At 45.9% G+C, this 22,354-nt stretch carries 22 protein-coding genes and 1 pseudogene; all 23 read right to left on the bottom strand.

Annotated features, from left to right (window positions below):
• Positions 1-11: 11 nt before the first annotated feature.
• Positions 12-1,133, bottom strand: a complete 1,122-nt coding sequence (locus tag ACWJJ5_RS12425) for a Nif3-like dinuclear metal center hexameric protein (protein WP_017418165.1) — start codon at positions 1,131-1,133, stop codon at positions 12-14.
• A complete protein-coding gene (locus ACWJJ5_RS12420) occupies positions 1,126-1,830 on the bottom strand; it encodes a tRNA (adenine(22)-N(1))-methyltransferase (protein WP_038460841.1) in 705 nt (234 codons plus the stop codon). Before ACWJJ5_RS12420 ends, ACWJJ5_RS12425 begins: the two co-directional genes overlap by 8 nt.
• A 125-nt stretch (positions 1,831-1,955) precedes the next feature.
• A complete protein-coding gene (gene cccA, locus ACWJJ5_RS12415) occupies positions 1,956-2,318 on the bottom strand; it encodes a cytochrome c550 (RefSeq protein WP_003152999.1) in 363 nt (120 codons plus the stop codon).
• Between the two features lie 350 nt (positions 2,319-2,668).
• Positions 2,669-3,790, bottom strand: coding sequence for an RNA polymerase sigma factor RpoD (rpoD, locus tag ACWJJ5_RS12410; RefSeq protein ID WP_003152998.1), 1,122 nt, complete (start codon positions 3,788-3,790; stop codon positions 2,669-2,671).
• A 192-nt stretch (positions 3,791-3,982) separates the two neighbouring features.
• The gene (dnaG, locus tag ACWJJ5_RS12405; protein ID WP_003152996.1) at positions 3,983-5,794 is read right to left on the bottom strand and encodes a DNA primase; all 1,812 of its coding nucleotides are present in this window, start codon (positions 5,792-5,794) and stop codon (positions 3,983-3,985) included.
• Between the two features lie 21 nt (positions 5,795-5,815).
• Positions 5,816-6,322 carry a YaiI/YqxD family protein gene (locus ACWJJ5_RS12400; protein WP_014418404.1) on the bottom strand — a complete coding sequence of 169 codons (507 nt, stop codon included), beginning with the start codon at positions 6,320-6,322 and terminating at the stop codon, positions 5,816-5,818.
• A gap of 255 nt (positions 6,323-6,577) precedes the next feature.
• Positions 6,578-7,390: a pyruvate, water dikinase regulatory protein gene (locus tag ACWJJ5_RS12395; RefSeq protein WP_146277181.1), complete on the bottom strand. Its 813-nt coding sequence runs from the start codon at positions 7,388-7,390 to the stop codon at positions 6,578-6,580.
• 25 nt (positions 7,391-7,415) lie between these two features.
• Positions 7,416-8,054, bottom strand: coding sequence for a transcriptional regulator CcpN (gene ccpN, locus ACWJJ5_RS12390; protein WP_003152989.1), 639 nt, complete (start codon positions 8,052-8,054; stop codon positions 7,416-7,418).
• A gap of 100 nt (positions 8,055-8,154) precedes the next feature.
• A complete protein-coding gene (glyS, locus tag ACWJJ5_RS12385; RefSeq protein ID WP_146277183.1) occupies positions 8,155-10,194 on the bottom strand; it encodes a glycine--tRNA ligase subunit beta in 2,040 nt (679 codons plus the stop codon).
• Positions 10,187-11,074 (bottom strand): glycine--tRNA ligase subunit alpha, encoded by an 888-nt coding sequence (gene glyQ / locus ACWJJ5_RS12380; protein ID WP_003152984.1) that lies wholly within the window; start codon positions 11,072-11,074, stop codon positions 10,187-10,189. The genes glyS and glyQ overlap by 8 nt, the downstream gene beginning before the upstream one ends.
• Positions 11,075-11,375: 301 nt before the next feature.
• Complete coding sequence (gene recO, locus ACWJJ5_RS12375; protein ID WP_003152982.1) at positions 11,376-12,143, bottom strand: DNA repair protein RecO; 768 nt, start codon at positions 12,141-12,143, stop codon at positions 11,376-11,378.
• Between the two features lie 36 nt (positions 12,144-12,179).
• A complete protein-coding gene (locus ACWJJ5_RS12370) occupies positions 12,180-12,323 on the bottom strand; it encodes a YqzL family protein (protein ID WP_007408286.1) in 144 nt (47 codons plus the stop codon).
• A gap of 155 nt (positions 12,324-12,478) precedes the next feature.
• Positions 12,479-13,384, bottom strand: a complete 906-nt coding sequence (era, locus tag ACWJJ5_RS12365) for a GTPase Era (protein ID WP_007408285.1) — start codon at positions 13,382-13,384, stop codon at positions 12,479-12,481.
• A complete protein-coding gene (locus tag ACWJJ5_RS12360; RefSeq protein ID WP_003152976.1) occupies positions 13,365-13,775 on the bottom strand; it encodes a cytidine deaminase in 411 nt (136 codons plus the stop codon). The genes era and ACWJJ5_RS12360 overlap by 20 nt, the downstream gene beginning before the upstream one ends.
• A 123-nt stretch (positions 13,776-13,898) precedes the next feature.
• Positions 13,899-14,273: a diacylglycerol kinase family protein gene (locus ACWJJ5_RS12355; protein WP_038461537.1), complete on the bottom strand. Its 375-nt coding sequence runs from the start codon at positions 14,271-14,273 to the stop codon at positions 13,899-13,901.
• Positions 14,254-14,727, bottom strand: a complete 474-nt coding sequence (gene ybeY, locus ACWJJ5_RS12350) for an rRNA maturation RNase YbeY (RefSeq protein ID WP_003152973.1) — start codon at positions 14,725-14,727, stop codon at positions 14,254-14,256. Before ybeY ends, ACWJJ5_RS12355 begins: the two co-directional genes overlap by 20 nt.
• Positions 14,728-16,860 carry an HD family phosphohydrolase gene (locus tag ACWJJ5_RS12345; protein ID WP_070082124.1) on the bottom strand — a complete coding sequence of 711 codons (2,133 nt, stop codon included), beginning with the start codon at positions 16,858-16,860 and terminating at the stop codon, positions 14,728-14,730.
• A gap of 80 nt (positions 16,861-16,940) precedes the next feature.
• The gene (locus ACWJJ5_RS12340; RefSeq protein WP_003152970.1) at positions 16,941-17,900 is read right to left on the bottom strand and encodes a PhoH family protein; all 960 of its coding nucleotides are present in this window, start codon (positions 17,898-17,900) and stop codon (positions 16,941-16,943) included.
• A pseudogene (gene yqfD / locus ACWJJ5_RS12335) lies at positions 17,864-19,088 on the bottom strand (sporulation protein YqfD). Before yqfD ends, ACWJJ5_RS12340 begins: the two are co-directional and overlap by 37 nt.
• A 17-nt stretch (positions 19,089-19,105) precedes the next feature.
• Positions 19,106-19,387 carry a sporulation protein YqfC gene (gene yqfC / locus ACWJJ5_RS12330; protein WP_003152966.1) on the bottom strand — a complete coding sequence of 94 codons (282 nt, stop codon included), beginning with the start codon at positions 19,385-19,387 and terminating at the stop codon, positions 19,106-19,108.
• A gap of 56 nt (positions 19,388-19,443) precedes the next feature.
• A complete protein-coding gene (locus ACWJJ5_RS12325) occupies positions 19,444-19,878 on the bottom strand; it encodes a hypothetical protein (protein ID WP_024085620.1) in 435 nt (144 codons plus the stop codon).
• Positions 19,879-19,905: 27 nt separating this feature from the next.
• Complete coding sequence (gene floA, locus ACWJJ5_RS12320) at positions 19,906-20,898, bottom strand: flotillin-like protein FloA (RefSeq protein ID WP_003152961.1); 993 nt, start codon at positions 20,896-20,898, stop codon at positions 19,906-19,908.
• 24 nt (positions 20,899-20,922) lie between these two features.
• Positions 20,923-22,239, bottom strand: a complete 1,317-nt coding sequence (locus ACWJJ5_RS12315) for an NfeD family protein (RefSeq protein ID WP_017418173.1) — start codon at positions 22,237-22,239, stop codon at positions 20,923-20,925.
• Between the last annotated feature and the right edge of the window lie 115 nt (positions 22,240-22,354).

Genomic DNA, 22,354 nt, shown 5'->3' with positions numbered 1-22,354 from the left:
CCTCAGTTTTTTTATAAGAAGGTAAATGGGTTTGTATCTGTTTCGGAAGCGAAAATGCGCACGTCATAGTTTTTCTCTCCGGCCATTGCCGTAAGCTTCTCAGCCGTGCCTTTTCTCATGATCTTTTCAGCATAATGCCCCGGGTCCACGACGTTTAATCCCATCATCATCGCATCATGCGCTACATGAAAATAAAGGTCGCCCGTCACGTAAACATCTGCACCTTTCCGCTTTGCCTGATAAATATATTTATTTCCGTCCCCGCCAAGAACCGCGACCTTTTTCACCTTGCTGTTTCGCTCTCCGACCATCCGGACTCCGTTAACGTCAAACTTTTCTTTCACAAACAGAGCAAACTCTTCAAGCGTCATGTCCTGCTGAAGTTTTCCGATCCGGCCGAGGCCTTTTTCAAGCGGAGACTGCTCCACCGGATAAATATCATACGCCACCTCTTCATACGGATGGCTTTTTTTCAGCGCTTTTACGACGGTTTTCTCCATACTTGCCGGAAAAACGGTCTCAAGTCTCACTTCATGGACGAGTTCCAGCTCTCCCGTCTGTCCGATAAACGGGTCTGCCCCCTCCAGCGGCTTAAAGCTCCCGATTCCCTCAGAAGAGAACGCGCAATGGCTGTAATTGCCGATATGTCCCGCTCCGGCGTTGCCGAGCGCGGTTCTTACAGCTTCTTCATAGTCTTTCGGAACATATACGGCAAGTTTTTTCATCGGGTCCGAATATGTCGGGACGAGCACTTCTGTGTCTGTCAGGCCGAGAGCTTCGGCAAGCAGATCGTTAACACCGCCGTCCGCTACATCAAGATTCGTATGAGCCGCATATACGGCAATATCATGCTTTATACATTTCTCAATCAGTCTTCCGCCCGGTTGATCAGTGGTGATCTGTTTAAGCGGCCGAAAAATCGGCGGATGGTGGGCGATAATTAAGTCAACTTTTTTCTCAATGGCTTCATCTACCGTTTGTTCCAAAACATCCAGTGTCACCATGACATTTTTCACCGGCTTATTCAATGTACCGATCTGCAGTCCGATTTTATCTCCTTCCACCGCATAAGCCTTCGGTGAAAATTGTTCAAACAGCTGGATGATTTCCTGTCCGTTCACATGTTTAGGCATGTCCGATTACCTCCTTCAGCAGAGAAATCCGCTCTTTCAATTCAGCTAATTTTTCATGATTTTCATGCTTTGCACTGCGGCTGATCTGTTCATAAATTTGCTCAGTATGCTTAAGTTCCTGGCTCCATTTCCGAAGAAACACTTCATTCCTCTCTTTTAATAAAAACGGACCCGCAAGCATTCCGGCAGCCATCGGCACATCCCGATAAGGCGCATCACGGTCGCCAGTTTCCGCAACGAGGATTTCATAACACTTTCCGTCTTCTTCGAGAATCACTTCATCAAGCAGTTCATAGCCTTCCTGATACAGCCACTCTCTTATATGAACGGCATGAATATTCGGCTGCAGAATCAGCCGTTCACGCCCCGTCAATTTCGTTTTCCCCGATTCCAAAATATGAGCGATCAGTGCTCCGCCCATGCCAGCGATTGTAATGGCGCCGGCTTCTCCTTTTTCAAGGACGCTCAGCCCGTCACCTTTCCTTACGGAGATAAGAGTGCTTAAGTCCAGTTTTTCCACCTGCTGTTTGGCGGATAGATACGGCCCGTCTGTAATTTCACCGGCGATTGCCCGGCTTGCCAAATGATTCAAAACTGCATAGCAAGGAAGATACGCGTGGTCTGACCCGATATCAGCAACCAGGGCACCCGGAGGGATATATTCCGCCACAGACTGCAATCTTTTAGATAACTTCATTTCATTCACAATATCACAACTTTTCTCAGGTTCTTTTTCCTTTACTATCATATAAAAAAACCGCCCGGAATCCAAGCGGCGGATAGAGTTTTTCATATGTCTTTTATATAGGGACCGGTAAAGCTTTATTTAATGTCAGAAACCCATTTTGCCATGTCATCCAGCTTTTCGGCCGGCACAAGGCCCGCGGGCATCCCGTTGCCGCCTTTTTCAATTTTTGTTTTAATCTCAGCGACATCTTTTCTTTTGCCGACGCCTTTTAAGTTCGGCCCTGACACACCTTCATAGTTTTCTCCGTGACAGGTGATGCAGTTCGCTTTATAAATCTCTTCAGGTGAAGCGTTTGCAGTTTCCTTCTCGGCATTTTTGCTTTCACCGCCGCTTGCGATCTGATGCGCATCTCCATTGCCTTTTACAGCTAAAAAGAAAGTCAGCCCTATTCCCAGCACTGCAATGAGCAAAAAAGGAATCAGCGGATTCCACTTCATATCTCCATCCCCCTTTTTCATTCTCCCCCTATGTAAACACTTCTAATTCTAACTTATTTTTACAAAAAGTAAATGGTCTTGCTCAGCAATTTCATTGATTTCACAATTTATACAAAAAGCAAAAATAACTGTTTTGTTTATCACAAAATTATCTTTATTCTATTGTATAATGAATTGTATACGCTTACAATAAAGAATATAAATAAACTTATCTGATTCTCCCCCTTTCAGGACATGCCGCATTTTTTCCGAACCCATTTGCAAAACATATGCTTATCCAGTAAAATAAAGGTATATTATCCATATATCTTATACACAAAAAAGAACGGATCAAAAAGACCCGTTCCATTCTATTCGAGAAAATCCTTCAGACGTTTGCTTCTGCTCGGATGTCTCAATTTGCGAAGCGCTTTTGCTTCAATTTGGCGAATACGCTCTCTCGTTACTCCAAACACTTTGCCGACTTCTTCTAAAGTTCTTGTGCGTCCGTCATCCAGACCGAAACGGAGACGCAGCACGTTTTCTTCACGATCTGTCAACGTATCCAGCACATCTTCCAGCTGTTCTTTTAAAAGCTCATATGCCGCATGATCCGACGGAGATGTCGCTTCCTGGTCTTCGATAAAATCACCGAGATGTGAGTCGTCTTCTTCACCGATCGGCGTTTCTAAAGAAACCGGCTCTTGAGCAATTTTTAATATTTCACGGACTTTTTCAGGCGTAAGATCCATGTCTTCAGCAATCTCTTCCGGTGTCGGCTCTCTGCCAAGATCCTGAAGAAGCTGACGCTGCACCCGGATTAATTTGTTAATGGTTTCCACCATGTGAACCGGGATACGGATTGTTCTCGCCTGGTCAGCGATGGCGCGTGTAATCGCCTGTCTGATCCACCAAGTCGCATACGTACTGAATTTATATCCTTTACGGTAGTCAAACTTCTCGACGGCTTTCATGAGACCCATGTTTCCTTCTTGGATCAAGTCTAAGAAAAGCATGCCGCGGCCGACATACCGTTTAGCAATGCTGACAACTAAACGAAGGTTTGCTTCAGCCAGTCTGCGTTTAGATTCCTCGTCACCCTCTTCAATTTTTTGAGCGTAGGTGATTTCTTCTTTAGCAGAAAGAAGATTTACCCGTCCGATTTCCTTAAGGTACATGCGGACTGGATCATTGATCTTTACGCCAGGCGGTACGCTGAGGTCATTAAGGTCAAATTCTTCTTCGGCTTTGGCAAGCTGTTGAATATTAGGATCTTCCGTTTCTTCATTTTCACTAATTAATTCAACACCTTGTTCTCCTAAAAATTCATAATACTCATCCATTTGGTCTGATTCAATTTCAAAGCTGGACATGCGTTCAGCAATTTCTTCATATGTTAAAACGCCACGTTTTTTTCCAGTTTCAGTAAGCTGCTCTTTTACCTGGTCTAATGTAAGTTCTGTTTCTGTTTCGTGGGTTTGTTTATCAGCCATTATGGATCCCTCCTTCCAAAGCTTGCAACGAATTCTAAAAGCGGTATGTTTCTTATCCGACCCGGAAGCCTTCTCTCTTTTTCAGCATGCAGGGCTGCGGATAATAAATGACAATTCATGATGAGGTTAAGCGATCTATTTGCTCCTCCGCAAGGAATCATTGCCAATCAGAACGCAAGCCTCTTTTTGGTGTTACTTTAATGATCGGTTCAATGCAACAATTTCTTGAGCCAGAGACGCAGCTTTCACGAAGTCTTTCTGCCTCTCCGCATCCGCTCTTTCTGCTTCTTTTTCCTTTATCATTGACCATTTTCGGTGATCCAACACTTTTTTTACGTAATCGGATAACTCGGCCTCTGAGAGCTCCTCGTTTACTTGGAGCATCCCTATATCTGAAAGCAGCTGGCTGATTTCCTCATCCTGCATTCTCGCCATAAGATGCTGCGGCGTCATGTCAGCACCCTCTTCATAAACAGCGTACAGGTATGCTGCCAGCGCACGATGTCCGTCAATGTTAAATTCAAAGCCGACACGCTCAATCACTTTCTTTATGACGTTTCGGTCTCTCAGCATATGAGCGAGCAGAAGTCTTTCCGCGTTCTCATAGGCGGGACGGAGACGGCGCCGTTTCGCTTTTGTCGTCACCCGGGCCCGTCTTGTCTGCGGTTCGGCGTTTTTGTCGCCGGGGGCGTTTTGTCTGGCGTAGATGGAAAGCTGTTCCGTCAAAGATTCTACCGAAAGAGAAAATTCAGAGGCGAGCTGCTTCACATACATTTCCTGCTCAAGCGACCCGGAAAGAGCGCTGATTTCTTTCAGCACTTCTTTCATATAAGCGAGCCGGTCTCCTTCGTCAGATAAGTTTTTCCCTTTGCGGAAATATTGCATTTTAAAAGCCATGACCGTAACGCTTGCATCAATGATATCGGTCCGGAATTTTTCTCCGCCCCGGGTTCTGATATAATCATCAGGATCAAGCCCGTCAGGCAGCATGCTTACTCTTACCTTACAATCGGCTTTCTGGAGCAGGCCGGCCGCTTTCAGCGTAGCTTCGTACCCGGCTTTATCCGAATCGTAGCAGAGAATGACCTCCTGAACATTTCTTCTGAGAATTTTCACATGCTCTTCGGTGAGCGACGTCCCCATTGTGGCAATACTTTCTTTTACGCCTGAGCTGACGGCGGATATGACGTCAGCGAAGCCTTCAAACAGAACGGCTCTCTCCTCTTTCCTGATCGGCAGGCGCGCCTTATGAAAGTTATACAGCAGCTTAGATTTATGAAACAGCGGCGTTTCCGGGCTGTTCATATACTTCGGCTGCTGGCTTCCGAGCGCCCTTCCTGAAAAAGCCGCCACGGCTCCGTGGTGATCATGAATGGGAAACATAATTCTGTTTCTGAAACGGTCAAAATACCCGCTGCCGTCTTCCCTTCTGATCAGCAGACCCGCTTTTTCCATCATTTCTTCCTCAAAACCGCGCTTTTTCAAGAATTTCGTCATGAAATCCCAGGAATCCAGCGCGTAGCCGATTTCAAACTCATCTATGAGCTCTTTCGTAAAACCCCTTGATAAAAGGTAATCTAACGCTTCCTGGCCTTCCTTTGTATTTATTAGCAAATGATGGTAAAATTTCTTCAGAAGCTCGTGGGCTTCCGCCATCTTCTGCTCTCCGGAAGATTCAGGCCTGGATGCAGAGTGAATCGTTATATCATCAGGGAAATCAATCTGATATTTATCCGCAAGGTGAGAAACAGCTTCCGTAAATGAATAGCCTTCCATCTGCCGTAAGAAAGAGAAAACGTTCCCGCCCGCTCCGCATCCGAAGCAATGAAAGATCTGCTTATCGCTGGAGACGGAAAACGAGGGCGTGTTTTCCCCGTGAAACGGACAGAGCCCAAAGTAGTTGCGGCCTTGCTTTTTCAATTGGACATAATCACCTATGACTTCAACAATGTCTGCTGACTGCTGCACCTGATTAACTACTTCATCTGGTATGCGGTTTCCCATCTTATAACACTCCGTCGTACATTATTCGATGTTTTGATTTGAAATCCCTTCATCATTCGACAGGATTTTTTTAAGCAGGGTAACAAATCGATTCCGATCTTCTTTATTTAATTTTTTAGGTCCTTTGGAATGAATGCCGCTTCTTCTCATTTTGCCTGACATATGACGGCTCATCAGAGCGAAGTCAATCGTGTCTTCAGTATAAGAACGGCCCCTTTCCGATAAGACGGCAATATTTCTGTTCAGCAAAAGAGATGCTAAACCGATATCCTGCGTGACTACGACGTCTCCCGATCTCACATGGTTTGCGATATATAAATCTGCCGCTTCTTTATGAGGATCAACGTATACCCAGTTCTCGTCTTTGCTTCTGGAAAGCTGGTAGTGTTCAAATGATGCGACGAAAATAACCCGAACGCTGAATTGCGATGCAATGAGCATTATTTCCTCTTTTACGGGGCATGCGTCTGCATCGACAAAAATCGTCTTTTCTTTTTCATTTAGAAGACTAATTCTCCATCCCTCCATCAATCTCCTGCATAAAAACAAGCGAAATCGCATATGCTCCATGACTGCGGATCTATTTTGAGCTTTGTCGAAAAATTTCCGGGAGTTATTCTTGACATCTTACCCATAATAGTTTATTCGTATCACACGAAGCTTAAACCTAAAAATAAACATTTTATCACAATTTTTTATTATAATACAAACTTCGCGAAGATGCCATCCTTTTTGTTTATTCCCTATTTGCATACCCAAAAACCCAGGATAAAGCGTCCTGAGTTATCGGCCCTTTGTTTTGAGATGATGAATGATGTTCGCTGTTTCTTCGACCGCTTTATTCGAAACGTCAACGACTTGGCAGCCGATCCGGTTCACGATTTTCTCAAAATACTCCAGCTCTTCTTTAATTCTGTTGATATTGGCGTAAATGGCTTTGTCATTTAAGCCGAGAGATTTTAACCGTTCTTTACGTATATGGTTCAGTTTATCAGGGCTGATTTTTAAGCCGATGCATTTTTTCGGATCAACGCTGAACAGTTCTTCCGGCGGATCGACCTCAGGAACGATCGGCACATTGGCCACTTTCAGACGCTTATGGGCAAGATATTGTGATAATGGGGTTTTAGACGTTCTGGATACTCCGAGCAGGATGATATCGGCTTTTAAAATGCCTCTTGGATCCCTGCCATCGTCATATTTGACGGCAAACTCGATCGCCTCGACCTTTTTGAAATAATCTTCATCAAGCTGCCGGACGCGGCCCGGTTCATATTTGGCGGTCAGACCGTAAGCCGATTCCATTTTATCGATGAGCGGACCGATAATATCGTAATACAGCACATTCGCTTTTTCCGCTTGTTCAACCAGGTATTTGCGCATTTCAGGAACAACGAGCGTAAAACAAATAATGCCGCCGTCCACTTTGGCGAGAGACACGACTTCATTAATGGTGCCGATATCTTCCACATAAGGTATTCGTCTGATATGCGTATCATCGGCTGAGCCGTTAAACTGGCTAAGCGAGGCTTTTACAACGAGTTCGGCGGTTTCTCCGACTGAGTCTGATACTACATAAATGATGCGATTGTCCATGTTATCCCCCCGTTAGTTTTCAAGCTTATATGATTTCATTTTCTGATAAACTGACAAGTATCTTAGTCATATTCGTTTTGGTAAACCGGCCGATGACCTCAAAGCCTTTATCCGTATCTTTAATAACGGGCAGGGCATCGATCTGTTTTTCAATTAAATACTTGGCGATGTCCATCACATAATCATCACGCCGGCAGACGGCGATATTCGGCATTCTTGTCATGATAATATGAACCGGTATTGAGGCAAGTTCCTGCTGGCCGATGCTCGCCCGCAGCAAATCTTTGCGTGACAGCACACCGACTAAGACAGCATCACGATCTACGACAAATAACGTGCCGACATCTTCTAAAAACATGGTGCAGATGGCATCGTATACCGAGACATTTTCATTGATGACAACAGGGATCGATTGAAAATCTTTCACTTGCAGCTTTTTCAATTTATCCGCAAGCAGCTGATTTCCCGTTTTCCCCGTATAAAAATAACCGACCCGCGGACGGGCCTCTAAGAAGCCTGACATGGTGAGTATGGCCAAGTCCGGCCGCAGCGTGGCCCTCGTTAAATTGAGCTGTTCTGCGATATGCTCTCCGGTAATCGGGCCGTTTTCCTTTACAATCTGTAAAATTTGTTCTTGCCGTTTATTTAATTCGATCGTACTCACCACCTTTATGGAAGGGTTTCTTTATCTATGTTTTCATTCTGTGATGTTTATGTAAAAGGGGAAAAGACGATTGCCGATCACACAGCAACCGTCTTTTTCTTTATTTTACAATAAGATGATTCATATTAGCAAAAGACTTGATTACATCTGCAAGAGCGGTCATTTGCGCTAAACGGTTGGTTTTTAATGCTTCATCGTCCGCATTTACCATCGTGTGATTAAAGTAATCTTCGATCGGCTCTTTTAATCCGCTGAGCACGGCAAGCGCCTGTTCATAGTTTTTGGAGGCAAAGCTTTCCGCGACACTGTCTTTTGTTTTTTCATAAGCGTCAAACAGCTTTTTCTCCTGTTCATTTTCAAACAGATCCGGCTTGATATCGCGGCTCTCGCCTTTTTTACTGATGGAGATAACCCGGCCGAGTGATTCAGCCGTTTCTTTAAAGCCGGGTGTGCCGAGGTGCTTCTCAAGCACTCTTGCCTTATGAACGGCTGCATACGGCTCAAGTTCTGTGCTGTCCAGAACGGCTTCAATAACGTCATGACGGATGTCTTCGGCGTTTAAGACGTATTTCAGACGCTGTGTAAAGAAATCGAGGAGTTCATTTTCTTTTTCCGTTTCTGTCAACGACAGCAGTTCTTTAAAAGAAATGCCCCAGTTGCGGTCGATCAGAATGGAAACAATGCCGCTTGCCTGACGGCGCAATCCGTACGGATCCTGAGAACCTGTCGGAATTACGTCAATGCTGAAGAAGGAAGCAATCGTGTCCAGTTTATCAGCTAACGCCACGACCGCGCCGGTAAAGGTTGAAGGCACTTCTCCCCCGGCCGCTCTCGGCATATAGTGCTCATTGACAGCGGCAGCGACGGCTTCATCTTCACCGAGCATGCGCGCATATTTTTCTCCCATCACGCCTTGAAGCTCAGGGAACTCATAGATCATATGTGTAACCAGGTCAAATTTAGAAATCTCTGCGGCGCGCTTCACAAGTTTTTGCGTCTGTTCATCCGCTTTCAGGCGGACGGCAAGTTTGCCCGCAATGGTGACCACTCTTCTTACTTTATCTCCAAGGGAGCCGAGCTCTTCATGGAAAACGATATTTTCCAGTTTCTTCACGTTCTCATCAATGTTCAGCTTTTGGTCTTCTTTGTAGAAGAACGCAGCATCTGAAAGCCTTGCTCTCAGCACTTTCTCGTTTCCGCGGGCAACATTTTCAATTGCATGGCTGTTCCCGTTTCGCACCGTAATAAAATGAGGAAGCAGATTCCCGTTTTCATCTTTTACCGGGAAGTAGCGCTGATGCTCTTTCATTGTTGTCACGAGCACTTCTTCAGGGATAGAAAGAAACTCGGATTCAAAAGATCCGTAAAGCGCCGTCGGATATTCCACCAGATGGTTGACTTCGTTCAGCAGATCCTCATCGACCGGAATGTTCCATTTCTTCTTGGCCGCAAGCGCATCCAGCTGGCTTTGGATCATTTGTTTGCGTTCTTTCGGGTCAGCAATGACGCTTTGTTCTTTCAGCAGCTTTTCGTATGATGACGGCGCATCAACAGATACTTCTTGGCCGAGAAAGCGGTGTCCCTGCGTGTTCCGGCCCGTCTCGACATTTGTGATTTCAAACGGAATGACATCTTTTCCAAAGAGGGCGGCAATCCATTTGATCGGACGGATATAACGCAGATCCTGCGTGCCCCAGCGCATGTTTTTCGGAAAATGCATTCCGGCAATCAAATTTTCCAGCTGCGGTAAAAGTGTCTTCGTCTCTTGTCCCGCCTGGAATTTTTGAACGAAGACATATTCCGTGCCGTTTACATCTTTTATATACAGGTCATCCACTCCGGCGCCTTGGCCTTTTGAAAATCCGATAGCGGCTTTTGTCCAGTTTCCGTCAGCATCCAGAGCGATTTTTTTCGCAGGGCCTTTTGCTTCTTCCTGAATATCAGCCTGTTTTTCTGCTACGTCTTTTATATATACTGCCAGACGTCTCGGCGTATTAAAAAGTTTCACTTCGCCGTGGGCGATATTTTTTTCAGCAAGCCAGCCGGTCAGCTTTTCACCGAGCTGCACCATGCTGTCATGTAAAAACCGCGCCGGCATTTCCTCGAGTCCGATCTCTAAAAGCAAGTCTTGTTTACTCATGGGAAGAGCCCTCCTCTTTAAGCATTGGGAACCCTAATTTTTCCCGTTCTTCATAATACGTTTTTGCCACTTTTCTCGCTAAGTTGCGGACACGGCCGATATAACCCGTCCGCTCTGTCACCGAGATCGCGCCTTTTGCATCAAGCAGATTAAATGTGTGAGAGCATTTCAGCACATAATCATAGGCCGGATGCACAAGCCCGTTATCCATTTGTCTGATCGCTTCTTTTTCATAGGTGCTGAACAAATGGAAAAGCATATCCACGTCAGATGTTTCAAAAGTATAAACGGAATGCTCATATTCAGCCATCATAAATAAATCTTTCACAGTAAATCCTGACGTCCATTCAAGATCAAAGACGTTTTCTTTATCCTGAATATATGACGCGAGACGTTCAATACCATATGTGATCTCAACGGACACCGGTTTACATTCAATTCCGCCCACCTGCTGGAAGTATGTAAACTGAGTAATTTCCATCCCGTCAAGCCATACTTCCCAGCCGAGACCTGCACAGCCTAAAGACGGGTTTTCCCAGTTGTCTTCTACGAAACGGATATCATGTTCAAGCGGGTCAATGCCGAGCGCACGCAATGAATCAAGGTAAAGCTCTTGAATGTTATCAGGCGACGGCTTGATAATGACTTGAAATTGGTGATGCTGATAGAGCCTGTTCGGGTTTTCACCGTACCGTCCGTCCGCAGGCCGTCTGGACGGCTCAACGTAAGCCACTCTCCACGGCTCCGGCCCGATGCTTCGTAAAAATGTATACGGACTCATTGTGCCTGCGCCTTTCTCCACATCATACGACTGCATGAGCACACAGCCTTCATTCGACCAGTGCTTCTGCAAGGTTAAAATCATATCTTGAATGTTCATTTCAAGCACCTCCACTTTCTCCATTCTTTTACAAGTGCGGCGGCAACCAAAAAACTCCCGTCTCTATGCTTGCCGGCCGCAAACATAGGGACGAGAGTTCTCCCGCGGTTCCACCCTAGTTGCTGAGGATGTGAATCACTCAGCCTCTTTTTAAAGGGTTGCTCGAGAATGCCTTTCGTTGCGCGCTCATCCTTAGCTTACACTGTCCTAAGGTCGCTTGTATGAGTTGGACGCAAGTACTTCTTTCTGTCACTGCAACATATTTTATAATAAATGATCATATAAAAAGATGGGCAGAATGTCAACTTTTGTTTTCATCCAAAAGGTTCTTCATGCTTTCCATCTGGTCTAAAAACCGTTTTGACTTTAAATAAAGTCCTGAATATTCCTCGTAATACAGATCAATGACCTGTTTAATTTCGTTTTTGGTTTCCTGTTTTAACGAGACGCTGCCGAGCCTTCCGATATCAAAGTAATAAAAAAGCCTTAGCAGCCTTGCCGTTTGCGGCGAAATCGGAACTCTGTACGGATCCTTTTCAAAGCAGCGGTGGCAGATAAAACCGTTATCTCTTATCGAAAAATGAAACGTCCCTTCCCCGCTTTTGCAGTGGACACAATGATTCAGCTCCGGATACAGCCCCATGACGCCGAGCATTTTCATCTGCACGATGAAGGTGATCACGTCCGGGTCAGTCCCGTCATTCAGCCTCTTAAAGGATTCAAGAATCAATTCGAATAAATAGGGGTTCGGTTTCTTCTCTTCCGTTCCTTTGTCAGTGAGTTCAGCGATAAAAGCGGCATACGCCGTCAAAAATAAATCTTCTCTGATCGTTCTCATGCTGAGAATCATTTCACCCTGCTGGAGCGTGCCGAGTCCGGATGTTCTTTGCATTAAAAATGACCCGTACAAAAACGGCTGGCTGACTGCTGACAGCCGGCTGGCTGACTTCCTGGCGCCCCTTGCCATGACGCCGATTTTGCCGTGTTCCCTCGTCAGCAATGTCACGATTTTATTCGTCTCCCCGTAGTCATTCGTACGGAGCACGATTCCTTCACATTTAGTCAGCATTTCCGCACCTTCCAACAACGGGAGGGGCCAAGAGGTTTACAAAATTGGAAAATCAATTCGGGCTAGCTCATCTTCCGGTTCTTCGGGTCTTTCCAGGTTCTCTTTTTCCAGTTCTTTAAAAAGAAGGTACGTATCAACACTTCCTGTTTGAGAAAATACGTTCCAGGTAAAATTCAACACAAAAAACCCACCTTTCATCATTAAACTAGCTTGCCAATCCAAATTCTTACCCTTATCTTGACCTGATGTCCTCCTTTTCATGTTAAACAAATTTTGCTAACGAATCCCTGTTTCTGTGAGGTAATCCCACACATCAGGCATGCGCCTCAGATGAATTAATATTCATCCTCTTTGAAGCCGAAATCACGCAGCTGAGACATTTTATTCCGCCAGTCCTTCTGCACTTTCACCCATAATTCGAGGTAAACGCGTGAACCCAGCAGCGCTTCAATATCAGCCCGCGCTCTTTTGCCGACTTCTTTCAGAAGTGCTCCTTTTTTCCCGATGACGATGCCTTTTTGAGAATCCCGCTCGACCACAATGGTGGCGGCGACATGGACAGAGCCGTTTTCCTGCCCTTTAATGGACTCGATAGCGACAGCGATGCTGTGCGGCACTTCTTCCCTTGTCAGATGGAGCACCTTTTCCCTGATCAGTTCAGAAATAATGAACCGCTCGGGATGGTCAGTCACCTGATCGCTCGGATAGAACTGAGGCCCTTCCGGTAAATACGCTTCAATCTGCGCGAGAAGGGTTTCAACGTTGTTCCCTTCCAAAGCTGAGATCGGCACGATTTCTTTAAACGGATAGCGCGTACGGTACTCATCAATTAAAAGAAGCAGCTGGTCAGGGTGGATCTTATCAATTTTGTTTACGATCAGAAAGACCGGCGTGGACGTCTGTCCGAGCTTTTCAATGATAAACTCGTCGCCCTTTCCGTACCCTTCTTCGGCGTTAATCATAAATAACACCAAGTCAACTTCTTTCAGCGTATTCTGCGCCACTTTCATCATAAAATCGCCAAGCTTGTGCTTCGGTTTGTGAATGCCCGGTGTATCAATAAAAATGGTCTGCGACGTGCCGGTTGTCAGCACCCCTTGGACTTTATTTCTTGTCGTCTGGGGTTTGTCGCTCATGATGGCGATCTTTTGACCGATGACCCTGTTTAAAAAGGTAGACTTTCCTACGTTCGGTCTTCCGATGATAGATACAAATCCTGATTTAAAGCTTTCGTTCGTCATGTAAATCCTCCGATGAAAATGCGCCCGGCAATAATTCTTCCGCAGTCATTTCTTTTATTTGTCCTTGTAAGTTGGTCAGAATAACAAGCATATCCTTTGAGCACAGCTCGGAAATTACTTGTCTGCAGGCTCCGCACGGCGAAACCGGTCCCGGAGTATCCGCAGCCACGGCGAGCATCGCAAATTCCGTATCCCCCTCGGAAACAGCTTTGAATATCGCCGTGCGTTCAGCACAGTTGCACATGCTGTATGCCGCATTTTCAATGTTGCAGCCTCTGTACACTTTTCCGTCTTTGGTAAGAAGAGCGGCTCCCACTCTGAAATTTGAATACGGCACATACGCAGTGTCCCGTGCTTTTAATGCTTCTGCAATCAATTCTTGTCTGTTCATGTGTACTTAATTCCTCTCTTACCTTTATCCTGTATGATACCGCTGTCACTTTTATTTTACATAATTATGATCGATTTTTCACGCCCATTTTTGGCAATGTAAAATAATTGTAAGAATCTTCTGCTAACATATCTTCGGCAGGAAGATGAGTAAACCAATGATACACGATATCACGGCAAAGACGCAAACGGCTCCGGCGGCCGCGTCCTTTGCCGCTTTTGCGAGCGGGTGATACTGATCGGTAACTAAATCCACAACATGCTCTATCGCCGTATTTAAAAGCTCCAAAGCAAGCATCCCTCCGATCAGCACCAAAACAACGGCCCATTCGGCTGTGCTCAGCCCGGTGAGAAAACCGCAAACGATAACGGCGCAGGCCGCGGTAATATGAAATTGAAAATTCCGCTCTGCCCGCGCCGTTTTCCAGATTCCCCTCCATGCATGGACAAAGCTCTTCAGGAACCTGCTCCACTCGTTTTTATGATCTCGTGAGTCCATACTCATCCAGCAAATCCTTTTGCTTTGAAAACATTTCTTCCTCTTCTTCTTTTGTCATGTGATCATAGCCAAGCAAATGCAAAAAGCCGTGCACGGCCAGAAAACCGAGCTCTCTCATAAACGAATGGCCGTACTCTTCCGCCTGCTCTTTCGTTCTGTCTGCGCTGATGATAATATCTCCTAAAACAGGCGGCATGTCGGCGCCTACGATTTCAACCTCGTCTTCGCCTTCTTCTTCAAGCGCAAACGAAATGACGTCAGTCGGAGTGTCTTTTCCCCGGTAGTCTCTGTTGATTTCTCTGATTTCTTCATTTGTCACAATCGTGACCGATACTTCAGCCTGATCCTGAACGCCTTCTTTTTCCGCCGCGAATTGGAGCAGCTTCTCCACTTCTTGGAGCGCATCAGCTGAGACGCTGTTCGTTTCATCAACAATATCTATGAGTAAACCCATTTATTTCACCTTCTTCGTAGCCTCCGGATATTCAATCCGGGAGTGGAAAATTCCTTTTAAAGTCGCACATAGTGTTTTTGCGATCGTATCCAGTTCTCGGAACGTGAGATCACATTCTGAGAATTGTCCGTCCTGAAGCTTATCGGATATAATTCCCCGCACCAGTTTTTCGATCCGCTCAGGATTGGGATTATGCATGGAACGGACGGCGGCTTCAACGCTGTCGGCCACTGAGATAATAGCCGCTTCTTTCGATTGCGGCTTCGGCCCCGGGTAGCGGAACTCTTTCTCTGTAATCTGGTCGCCCTTTTCTTTCGCTTTATAATAAAAGAATTTTAAAAGGGACGTTCCGTGATGCTGTTCCGCGATATCCACAAGCTCTTTCGGAAACTTATAGCTTCTGAGCATATTCGCACCGTCTGTCGTATGTGCGATAATGATATTTTTGCTGAGCTGAGGAGACAGCTTGTCATGCGGATTATCCATATTCATCTGATTTTCAATAAAATATTGCGGACGTTTCGTTTTGCCGAGATCGTGATAATACGCTCCGACCCGTGCCAAAAGACCGTTTGCCCCTACGGCTTCACAAGCCGCTTCCGACAGATTTGCCACCATGACGCTGTGATGATATGTACCGGGTGTTTCCGTTAAAATCTTTCGAAGCAGGGGATGATTCGGATTAGACAGTTCAATCAGCCTCATCGTTGAAAGAATGCCGAATCCCGTCTCAAAAAACGGCATCAGACCGATAATTAAAACGGATGAAGCAAGTCCCGAGACGACCCCCATCAGCATCAGCGTTCCGATTTCAACCGGTGACAGCGCCGTATTTTGTATTAATAAAAGCGACAGCACGATAATCATATTAATAAATGAGACGAACAGTCCCGCCTGCAATATTTTTGATCTCGCATTGTGTTTCCCCAAAAACAGAATGCCTGAAATGCTGCTGATTAAATAGTAAATGCCGATGACGTAATTAAATGTTCCCGTCACACCCTGATTAAACATCATACTGCCGCAGATCGCCAGAATGATGCTTCCTAAAATGGCGAGCCTTTCATTGAGCAGCAGCCTGATTAAAATCGCGCCGGCGGCGATCGGCACAAGATAGCCGATATTGGTGTATTCAATCTTCTGAAAGAGACTGACGACTTCCATAATGACGAGAATAAGCGTTGTAATGATAGAAAACAGCAAAAGAGATTTATTTTTCAGCTTAAGCTCCTGCTGCTGTTTCTCAAAATAGTAGACAAGCGTGGCAATAAACAGCCCGATCATCAGAAGCAGACCGCTGATCGGTTTTAACAGGTTGGAATTATTCAAAAGCCCCGTCAGTTCAAGCTTCCTGTATACTTCCCGGTCGATCAGATCATTCTCTTCCACGAGAACCTGTCCCTGTTTGATCTGTACCGGCTGGACGCTGTCTGACGCTTCCTGGCGTTTTTCATCCGTCGCTTTCGGATCAAATACGTAATTCGGGATGACCGCGTATTTTCCGATTTCAGTCGCAGCCGCTAAATATTTTGACGGCACAGAAGCGCTTTTGAGCTCTTTTGCGACCTTATCCTTCGCTTCAGCAAGCTTTTCAGAAGGAATTTCACTGCTCATCACCGTATTCACCGCGGTAATGACGGAATCCCTCACAAATGAGAAATCTTCATTGTTTGCATGGAGAAGCGATTTAATGGCATCTTCCGAGACGGATTCATTGACATCCTGTGTCAGCTTGTTTTTCACCGATTTGACCAGTGATTTTTCCGAAGGTGTCTTTTTGTCTTTTTCCGCATCTTTTTTCACTTCGCCGATGCTGTCAAAAATGGAAGTGATCAGGTCAAGCCGGTTGTCGGTATAGCCTTTTTTCAGAGTGTATTGATCTTCCACCGCATCTTCGGCCGCCTGTTTTTTCGATTCCGTCGCCTGCTGATCTTCCACTGTGGCGGGCGCGTAAATCGTCTTATCACTGACTGAAAACAAATCCAAATTAAGTGATTCAGGTTTTACATGAATAAAGAGCAAACCAAACATGATCGCTGAAAGCAGCAGGTACAGCAGCACATGGGCTGAGCGGGCATGTCTGAAACTGCGGAACCGTTCCCGGGCGCTTTTGCCCTTTCCCTTCTTTTTCAAAACAAGAACCTCCTCCCTGAAACATCAGGAACACATCATATAAAAATGACCCGATAACGGGAGATCGGGTCATTTTCGCATTACTTTTGCTTATCATAAGCTTCAATAATTTTTGCAACAAGCGGATGCCTGACCACATCTGTCTGGTCAAGTTCAATAACGGAGATGCCGTTTATGTCCTTCAGCATATCCTTCGCTACTGCAAGTCCCGATGTGACGCCTTTCGGCAGGTCAATTTGGCTTACGTCGCCCGTAATGATCATTTTAGAGCCAAAACCCAATCTCGTCAAAAACATTTTCATTTGAGCGGGAGTGGTATTCTGGGCTTCATCAAGAATCACATACGCGTCGTCAAGCGTCCGCCCTCTCATATAGGCAAGCGGGGCGATTTCGATAACCCCTCTTTCCATAAGACGCTCCGTATGGTCGCTTCCGAGCACATCATGGAGCGCGTCATACAGCGGGCGCAGATAAGGATCTACTTTTTCCTTTAAATCTCCGGGCAGAAAACCGAGGCTCTCGCCGGCTTCCACAGCGGGTCTAGTTAAAATGATTTTTTTAATGTGGCCGTTTTTTAAAGCATGCACCGCTTTTACGACCGCCAAATAAGTTTTGCCGGTTCCCGCCGGCCCGATGCCGAACACCATGTCGTTTTTCTTCATCGCCGCCACATATTCTCTTTGGCCGAGGGTTTTGACACGGATCGGTTTGCCTTTTGCCGTTTTCGTTATTTCCTCTTCATACATACTTTCAAAATAGTCCAGTTCATCTTTTTTTGCCATTTTCACGGCATACAGCACATCACGTTCCGAAATCTCGATCCCCTTGCGAATTAAAGTAAGGAGCGAGCCCAATAATCTGTCAGCGATCTCAAATGTTTCATCATTCCCGGAAACGTAAATGGTTTCACCGCGTGTGATGAGGCTAATGCCCAGATCCTTCTCCATTAAATGTAAAAAGGCATCTTGGCTGCCGAACAAAGAAAGTGCTTCGTCCGGGCTTTTCAGTTTGTGATTAATCGCAAGTAAATGTTCTGCCATTCTTTAGTCTCCCTGAACAATAGGTGTGGTTTGAACGATATCTTCTATAACTTGGTAGAGAATAATCAACTTTACTTTACCATTCTCAACGGATTGGTGCAAAACTTTTTCACTTTCCACCTCTCCGCTGCCGTTTAATCGCTTTTCTACATCTTGTCTTCCCATTTTGATACCGGCCTGAACCGCTTCGCCTTTCGTATAAGTCCGCACGGTTGTTTCACTTTCTCTTGTCTGTTCCTGAACGTAAGACACCGGAAGCTTCATCCCCAGAAATTGAAACGGGTGCTTTTCTTCCTCTGTTTTCGGATGTTTCAGCGGCTCCTCATTAAATTCAAAGCCCCAAAAAGGCACGCCCCATGATCCGAAAGACAGCTTGTGCTTCGTCCTTACTTTACCCGTATATAGCGTAAATGATGTTTCAAGAGGCACGGTTACTTCAGACTTGTACCATGTTTCTCCGTAAATTTCCGCTTTTGAGGCGACTTTCCGGTCTTCATTTCCGATCAGTCCTGAGACGAGAAGCTGTCCTTTGTCAACATGATCGTTCACAAAAGCCATCGGCTGCCCCTTTTGCACGAACATCCTTTTGATGACCGCCTTCTTTTTGGCAACGATATGGCGGGGGCTCACGTACTTTTCTTTTGTCGGTTCGTTTTTTTCGACCACTTTCATATGAAGAGCTGTCCCGTTCAATTCCACACCGACCCACGTAATATTATCAATGCCGTTTGTTAATGATTTTTGGATTTTCTCCGGCGTCATCATTAAAAATTGCAAACGGCCTTTTTTCACACCGATTTCTTCAAGGTGCTTTACCATCTGATGCTCGGTTTCGGGCTTGGCCCCTTTAATATCAATGTCCCAAATCATGTTGGACAAAAGAAACAATATAATGAAAAACATCACAAATCCCGCAGTGAAGCCCAGGTTTAATTTTGATTTGAGAAGCAGAAAGGGAAGACCCTTTCTTTTTGTAAAGCTTGCTTTGCATTCATGTTTTCTGATGACTCTTCTGAAAGCATGTACATCTTGAAGCTGAATCATCAGCAGAACACAGTCTTGCTTTTTTTTCACCGCAAAGATGGCGATTCCGTTTCTCGTGCATTCATTCAGCAGCCGTTCAATCCCTTTTCCTTTGACTTCCATTTGGACTTTACCCGAAAAAAATGACAGCCATTTGTTTTTCACATTATTTCCCCCCGGCTTTATGAATCGACATATCGTACGTGATCTATCGTGCCTTCCAAAAGGATTTCCTCTGGAAGGATTGCCTTAATGACCAAGTTTTTTCCTGATATGATACATTGCCCCTGCTTGAGCATCAGCCTGACTTCTTCTTCGCTGAACAGCAGGAGGCCTCTGTGATTCTCTATGTAGATATGAAGTCTGCCGACCATCGTAATACGAGGCAGATCCATCATAACGTCCGGGGGAATTTCCAATGCTCTTGTCAGCCATGCCTTTACACGATTCTTTCTTTGCCCCATAAAAAAAGAACCCCCTTTCATCTCATATGTATGATTTGAAAAGGGGTTCTAACACTTTATTTTTTACCGATGCTCCGCATGGTCCGGTGCGGTTTTTTTGCACGGGGCGGACCCAAAACCTCACTGAATATAATGCCTTGAACCGCAGTTTCTTTATTTATTTTGAGGGCTGATTTCTTCAGAGACGCGTTTCGTGCGCGTTGAGATGTCAGCTTATGTTCAAGCCCGTTAAACATCTGCTCCGTCTCCGCTAGGCGCTTTTCAGCTTCCCTTCTTTTTTGCTCAAAAGGGTTCTCTTCTGAAACGGCAGGCAATTCTTCCGCTTCCGGCTTATGCTCTTTCTGCGGCTGTTTTTGATCCTGCTTTTTTGCCTGATTTTCGGGACGTGTACCCGGCGGCCGTTTTTCATCTTTGTTTTTCTTTCCGAATATTGCCGATATAATGCCGATGACGGCGGCAATGACGAGCGGATTTGTCAGAATCTCGTGCATATAGCGGCTCCCTCCTTAATAGAGAGGTTATTGTTGGTCTTCATCTTGCTGGTCATTCGTCAGCTTGCCGATAGAATCCCTCATGTCCGTATCCGCGTCGATATTTTTTATGTTCATATAGTCCATGACGCCGATGTTTCCTTCACGCAGCGCTTCTGCCATCGCAAGCGGCACTTCGGCTTCTGCTTCCACGACTTTTGCACGCATTTCTTCTACGCGAGCGCGCATTTCCTGCTCTTGGGCGACCGCCATGGCACGGCGCTCTTCGGCTTTGGCCTGCGCAATGTTTTTGTCTGCTTCTGCCTGATCCGTTTGAAGAATCGCTCCGATGTTTTTGCCGATATCAACGTCGGCGATGTCAATCGAAAGAATTTCAAATGCGGTGCCTGAATCCAGCCCTTTACCAAGTACGGTCTGCGAAATCATATCAGGGTTTTCCAGCACTTTTTTATGATTACCCGAGGAACCGATTGTCGAGACAATCCCTTCTCCGACACGGGCGACAACCGTCTCTTCTCCCGCTCCTCCGACAAGGCGCTCGATATTGGCTCTTACGGTGATTCTGGCTTTTGCTTTTACTTCAATTCCGTCCATGGCGACACCCGCGATAAACGGTGTTTCAATGACCTTCGGATTGACGCTCATCTGTACGGCTTCCAATACGTCACGCCCGGCCAGGTCAATGGCTGCGCAGCGTTCAAATGTCAGCTCAATATTGGCGCGCTGTGCCGCAATCAGGGCATTGACCACCCTGTCGACATTACCACCGGCCAGATAATGGCTTTCGAGCTGATTTGTTGTTGCGGATAGGCCGGCTTTGTGCGCTTTAATTAACGGATTGACAACGCGGCTTGGTATGACGCGCCGCAGCCTCATCCCGACCAAAGTGAAAATGCTGATTCTGACTCCTGCCGCAAGCGCCGAAATCCATAGCATCACCGGTACAAAGGTGAAGAATATGGCTAACACGATTATGGCAGCTGCAACTATTGCTAAAATCGCCAAACTTGACAGTTCCATCTAATTCCTCCTCAAGGTTATCATCTATATTTCTCTCACGACAATGCGTGAGCCTTCCGCTTTCACTACTTTCACCTGTCTGTCTTTTTCAGTGAATGATCCTTCCGAGACGACATCCAGACGTTCATCATCAATAATGACGGTGCCTGACGGTCTGAGGGCTGTAGCGGTAATGCCGACTTTCCCCAACAGCTCCGTCCGGTTCTGATTTGAAACATAACCGCTCTCCGTGCTTGTTGAATCAGTTAATATTAATTTTTTAAAGAATTTCATTCGTTTCCCCAACACCCTTGTTAATATGATAAAGGCTGTAATAGACACAGCAATGGCGATCAAGAGAGAAACCGCCATTACGGTAAAGCTGCCCGCAGCGAGAAAGAGGCTCGCGATGACGCCTGCAATACCGATAAGACCGATTATGCCTCCGGGCAGAAATATCTCTAAAAGGATAAAAACCAAGCCCGCGCAAAATAAGAATACGCTGTCATAGCCGGCGAATCCGGCAGCGATATGCCCGGTGAAAAACAGCAGCATGGCCGTCAGTCCGACGGCACCCGGTATCCCGAGGCCCGGCGAGAACAATTCAATGGTCAAACCAAGCAAAGCAAGCGTTAATAAGACGGGGACAACAAACGGATTTGTCAGCCATCTGCCCAGTTTGCCGACGAAACCTTCTTTTGCATGGTGAACATCTGCTTTGTCAAAACCTAGCTTTGTATATAAAGCATCAAGGTCTGAAACCGTGCCCTCCGAATATCCGACTTCCTTGGCTTTTTCAGCTGTCAGTGTCAGCAGTTTTCCCTTTGGGGCGCCCGCTTCCTTTGCATTGATGGCGGGATCTGCCATGGCCAGGGCGTATTTCGGATTTCGGTTGTTTTTAACCGCTGCGTCCTCCATTTCTGCATGCCACAGTGATTGAGCCTTTTTGTCCGCCGCGTTTCCTTTTCCGTCGATGATGGCTGCGGCACCCATTTTTCCGCCCGGCGCCATATAGATTTCATCTGCCTGAAGCGCTATATACGCTCCGGCAGAAAGCGCCCGTTTATTAACGTAAGCGGTAACAGGCACATCCGCGCGGCCGATGATATCCGCAATATCCAAGGCTGATTGAACGGCGCCTCCCGGTGTATTGATGTCAAGAATAATGTGTGACGCGCCGGACTCCTTCGCTTCTTTGAAAGAACGCGATAAAAACGAGGCGAGCCCCTGTTCGACATTTTTCTCAACCGGGATGACATAAACCGATGGGTGATCAGCTTTCGCGTTCAATTGAACCCCTAATAAAGATAATACAAATAAGCCCAATAGAGCAACAGCAATTCCGTTTTTTTTTCGGAACAAGGCAAATATACCCTCCTTCCCGTTTCGTTCTTCTTTATATACGTAACAAATGTACTTTAGTTTCATTTTTTTATGTATAAAAAAAGACATCTCTCTAGGAAAGATGTCTTTTTTC

It is taken from the genome of Bacillus sp. JK74, assembly GCF_053663395.1.
Note: the sequence above shows the minus strand (reverse complement) of the source record. Positions and strands in the feature narration are given on the sequence as shown.

Excerpts from the sequence above, each read along its gene's own strand:
- ACWJJ5_RS12425 (WP_017418165.1), bottom strand. The coding sequence starts at position 1,133 with ATGCCTAAACATGTGAACGGACAGGAAATCATCCAGCTGTTTGAACAA.
- ACWJJ5_RS12420 (WP_038460841.1), bottom strand. The coding sequence starts at position 1,830 with ATGAAGTTATCTAAAAGATTGCAGTCTGTGGCGGAATATATCCCTCCG.
- cccA (WP_003152999.1), bottom strand. The coding sequence starts at position 2,318 with ATGAAGTGGAATCCGCTGATTCCTTTTTTGCTCATTGCAGTGCTGGGA.
- rpoD (WP_003152998.1), bottom strand. The coding sequence starts at position 3,790 with ATGGCTGATAAACAAACCCACGAAACAGAAACAGAACTTACATTAGAC.
- dnaG (WP_003152996.1), bottom strand. The coding sequence starts at position 5,794 with ATGGGAAACCGCATACCAGATGAAGTAGTTAATCAGGTGCAGCAGTCA.
- ACWJJ5_RS12400 (WP_014418404.1), bottom strand. The coding sequence starts at position 6,322 with ATGGAGGGATGGAGAATTAGTCTTCTAAATGAAAAAGAAAAGACGATT.
- ACWJJ5_RS12395 (WP_146277181.1), bottom strand. The coding sequence starts at position 7,390 with ATGGACAATCGCATCATTTATGTAGTATCAGACTCAGTCGGAGAAACC.
- glyS (WP_146277183.1), bottom strand. The coding sequence starts at position 10,194 with ATGAGTAAACAAGACTTGCTTTTAGAGATCGGACTCGAGGAAATGCCG.
- glyQ (WP_003152984.1), bottom strand. The coding sequence starts at position 11,074 with ATGAACATTCAAGATATGATTTTAACCTTGCAGAAGCACTGGTCGAAT.
- recO (WP_003152982.1), bottom strand. The coding sequence starts at position 12,143 with ATGCTGACTAAATGTGAAGGAATCGTGCTCCGTACGAATGACTACGGG.
- era (WP_007408285.1), bottom strand. The coding sequence starts at position 13,384 with ATGACGAACGAAAGCTTTAAATCAGGATTTGTATCTATCATCGGAAGA.
- ACWJJ5_RS12360 (WP_003152976.1), bottom strand. The coding sequence starts at position 13,775 with ATGAACAGACAAGAATTGATTGCAGAAGCATTAAAAGCACGGGACACT.
- ACWJJ5_RS12355 (WP_038461537.1), bottom strand. The coding sequence starts at position 14,273 with ATGGACTCACGAGATCATAAAAACGAGTGGAGCAGGTTCCTGAAGAGC.
- ybeY (WP_003152973.1), bottom strand. The coding sequence starts at position 14,727 with ATGGGTTTACTCATAGATATTGTTGATGAAACGAACAGCGTCTCAGCT.
- ACWJJ5_RS12340 (WP_003152970.1), bottom strand. The coding sequence starts at position 17,900 with ATGGCAGAACATTTACTTGCGATTAATCACAAACTGAAAAGCCCGGAC.
- yqfC (WP_003152966.1), bottom strand. The coding sequence starts at position 19,387 with ATGGGGCAAAGAAAGAATCGTGTAAAGGCATGGCTGACAAGAGCATTG.
- ACWJJ5_RS12325 (WP_024085620.1), bottom strand. The coding sequence starts at position 19,878 with ATGCACGAGATTCTGACAAATCCGCTCGTCATTGCCGCCGTCATCGGC.
- floA (WP_003152961.1), bottom strand. The coding sequence starts at position 20,898 with ATGGAACTGTCAAGTTTGGCGATTTTAGCAATAGTTGCAGCTGCCATA.